Origin of the sequence: Martelella sp. UBA3392 (assembly GCF_002358775.1) — a bacterium.
Taxonomy (GTDB): Bacteria; Pseudomonadota; Alphaproteobacteria; order Rhizobiales; family Rhizobiaceae; genus Martelella; species Martelella mediterranea.
On the sequence record NZ_DEPM01000295.1, the window covers coordinates 1 to 3,227 of the forward strand.

Consider the following 3,227-nt stretch of genomic DNA (forward strand, 5'->3'; position numbering starts at 1 on the left):
CGCCGCGTGTTCGAAGCGACGGTCAACACGATCTGGATTTCGCTGGCGGCCACAGCCCTTGCGACGGTCGCGGGAACGATCGCCGCACTTCTTGTCGGCGCAAGCGATATGCGCGGGCGAACTGCATGGGTGTTCGGATTCGTTCTGCCGCTGATGATCCCGCCGCAGGTCATCGCGCTCGCCTGGATCCAGGCGTTCTCGCCGGCAAGCCCGGTCATGAGCCTTCTGGGCATTACCCTTCAACCCGGCATGCGGCATCCGCTTTATTCCGCGAGCGGGATCGTTCTTCTGCTCGGCCTTTATAACGCGCCTCTGGTGTTTCTGGCCGTGCGCGCCAATCTGCGTCGCGTTCCCGCCGATCTGGTGGAAGCGGCCCGCGCAGTCGGCGCCACGCCGCTGAGCGCGACAATCGGCGTGATCCTGCCCTTGATCCGTGGCGGCATTTTCGCAGGCGCGGCTCTGGCCTTCGTGTCGTCGATCGGCAATTTCGGTATCCAGGCCATGCTCGGCATTCCGGCCCGCGTGCCCACGCTGATCACGCTGATCTACCGGCAGCTCAACGCCTATGGACCCTCGGCGCTGAACGACATGGCGCTTCTGGCGCTGCTTCTGGCGGTTCTGACCATCCTTGGCATGGCCATCGCCGGCCTTCTGAGCCGCATGGGCGACCAGCGCGTCGATGGCGCGTCCAGACCGTTCAAATTTCCCCTGTCCAGATTCCGCCTTCCCGTCACCACCCTGGCGTGGGGTTATCTCCTGTTTGCGCTGGCGTTGCCGCTTTCGGCGCTGGCCGCTTCCGCTCTGGTGCGCGGATACGGGCAGCCGCTCACGTTGGAGACGCTGACCTTCGAGAATTTCTCCAACGCGATCTTCCATCACGAGGGCATTCGCGCGGCCTTCTTCACAAGCCTCTGGCTGACGGGTCTTGCGGTGGCCATCCTGATCCCGGCCTCGGTCGCGCTCGGCTATTTCCTGAGCTGGCGAAAAGGCGTCACCCCGCGCTTGCTCTACCTTTCCTCCCAGCTTGCCTACGCGCTGCCCGGCATCATCATCGGCGTGGCGATGATCCTGTTCTTCCTCAAGCCTCTGCCCGTCCTGGGCACAAGCCTCTACGGAACGATCTGGGTCATTCTTGCGGCCTACCTCTCGAATTTCCTGGCGCTGGCGCTGCAGCCGATCCTTGGCGGGTTCGCGCAGATCGAGCGGTCGCTCGACGAGGCTGCGCAGGTGGTTGGCGCGGGTATCTTCCGCAGGCTCAAGGATATCATCCTGCCGGTCCTGGCGCCCGCCGCCGCGGCCTCCGCCATTCTGGTGTTCATGACCGCCATCAACGAGATCCAGACCTCCGTGCTCCTGGTCTCGTCGCGCGCGCAGACCATCGGCCCGATGATCATTTTCCTGGAGGAGGCCGGGTCATCGACGCTGGCCGCCGCCGTTGGTTGCCTGATGGTCATCGTCATCCTCGCGCTGATGCTCTTCAGCCTCACCTTCGCAAGAAGGCTTCCGCAGGGAGTGCTGCCGTGGCACGACTGACCGTGATCAGCGGACTGAACCGCAAGAGCGCCGCCATCTTCCTCGTCGAGGCGGCGGGCAAGCGCGTGCTCTTTGATTTCGGAGACGGCCTCGACAAGGACGAGCACCCCGATATTGAGGCGATCGGCGCCGTCGATGCGATTTTCCTCAGCCATGCGCATTCCGACCATGCCGGCTCGATCGAACGCCTCGATGCGGTCGGCAATCCTGCCGTCTTCGCAACCGGCCGGACACTCGATTTCCTTCAGGGCCGTCTGCCTGCGGACGCAGCACGGGTCATTCCGGAACAGGGTTCCTTCGAGGCCTGCGGGCTTAGGCTGACCACCGGACGGTGCGGTCATGCGCCCGGCGGGGTCTGGTTTCATATGGAGACGGCAGCGGGCGGTTTCGTCTACACCGGCGACATCAGCCTTGAATCGCGCGGCATGACGTTCGATCATCCCCCGCCGGCGGCGACCCTTCTGGTTGACGCATCCTATGGCGACCGCGCGCAGGATCTCGATGACCAGATCACGGCCATTTCCGACTATGCCGAAGGCGGCGCGGTGCTCTGCTGTCCGGGTGCCGGACGGGGAACCGATATGGTGCTCGCAATGGCATCGCGCGGACATGACGTCCATGTCAGCGCGGCCATCGGCAGGGAAGTCGAGGCCGCGACCGGCAGGGCGTTCCCCGTCGTCGACGTCGAAAGCGCAGCGCCTGACCAGGTGATCGTCGCGACGGAATCCAACGCGGAGGCCGGTCTTGCGGCTGCACTTCTGCAAAGGAGGGATTTTCGCCTGATATTTTCAAGCCACGTCCCGAGCGGCACCCCGGCGCGTACACTCATAGAGCGCAACGAGGCCGTCTGGCTTCCCTGGAACGTCCATCCGCGCAAGGACGATGTCCTCGCGCTTGCCGATCATTGCGGGTCGCGGCAGGTTCTGCCCGCCTTTGTCGACATGACCACTGCCCCGGAACTTGCGCGTGGCCTCGGCGAACGCCTAAGACTGGAACGCGAGACGGAGATTTGACGATGACAGAAAAGCGCCTCGGCGTTCCCGACCACGTGCCTGAAAATGAAGCGCGCGAGGATGATCGGCCGCTTCTGTTTCCGGTCATCGACGGCGTCGGACCGCACGCAAAGACGCTGTTTCTCGGCAATCTTGCGGCCGCCGAAGACCCCGATGGCCTTCTCGACGCCGGGATCACGGAAACCCTCAACGTCTCGATCAACATGTTTCCCGGTCCGCTGTTGCTCCCGGACGGCACCCATATCCGCCGCTACCAGATCGGGATGATCGACGGCGACGGCAACGATCCGCATCTTCTGGCGGCAGGGGTGTTCACGATCGAAGGGCTGATGCGCGGCTATGTCCCCTCGAAACCGCATTATCCAAGCCATCGCAAGGGCAGTATTCTGGTCCATTGCCGGGGCGGACGCTCGCGTTCGGTCGCGCTGATCGCGCTGTGGCTTTCCACATTCGCCCGCGACCGGTTCGCCAGTTTCGAGAGCGCTCTTTCGCATTTGAGACAGTTGCGCGGGCTTGACGAAACCTACCCGCTGCCGCCGATGCTCGTCCTTGCCGAAGAGGTCAGGCAAAGCAACCTGCTTGGCGCGGGAAATGCGATATAGGTGAAGCATGGCCGAAAAATTCATCTCCGCGGGCGATGTCGCCCGTCTCGCCGGCGTTTCCCGCTCCGCCGTCTCGCGC

The 3,227-nt window shown here is 63.9% G+C and carries 3 protein-coding genes; all 3 read left to right on the plus strand.

Features of this window, described 5'->3' with window-relative positions:
- On the plus strand, nt 1-1,533 hold a 1,533-nt coding region (locus tag B4E36_RS23010; protein ID WP_345900859.1), incomplete at its 5' end, for an iron ABC transporter permease.
- Nucleotides 1,521-2,546 (plus strand): MBL fold metallo-hydrolase, encoded by a 1,026-nt coding sequence (locus B4E36_RS23015; RefSeq protein WP_292056338.1) that lies wholly within the window; start codon nt 1,521-1,523, stop codon nt 2,544-2,546. The genes B4E36_RS23010 and B4E36_RS23015, both read left to right, overlap by 13 nt.
- A 2-nt stretch (nt 2,547-2,548) precedes the next feature.
- Nucleotides 2,549-3,148, plus strand: coding sequence for a dual specificity protein phosphatase family protein (locus B4E36_RS23020; protein WP_292056339.1), 600 nt, complete (start codon nt 2,549-2,551; stop codon nt 3,146-3,148).
- Nucleotides 3,149-3,227: the final 79 nt, after the last annotated feature.

Coding starts and splice junctions, on each gene's coding strand:
- B4E36_RS23020 (WP_292056339.1), top strand. CDS start 2,549: ATGACAGAAAAGCGCCTCGGCGTTCCCGACCACGTGCCTGAAAATGAA.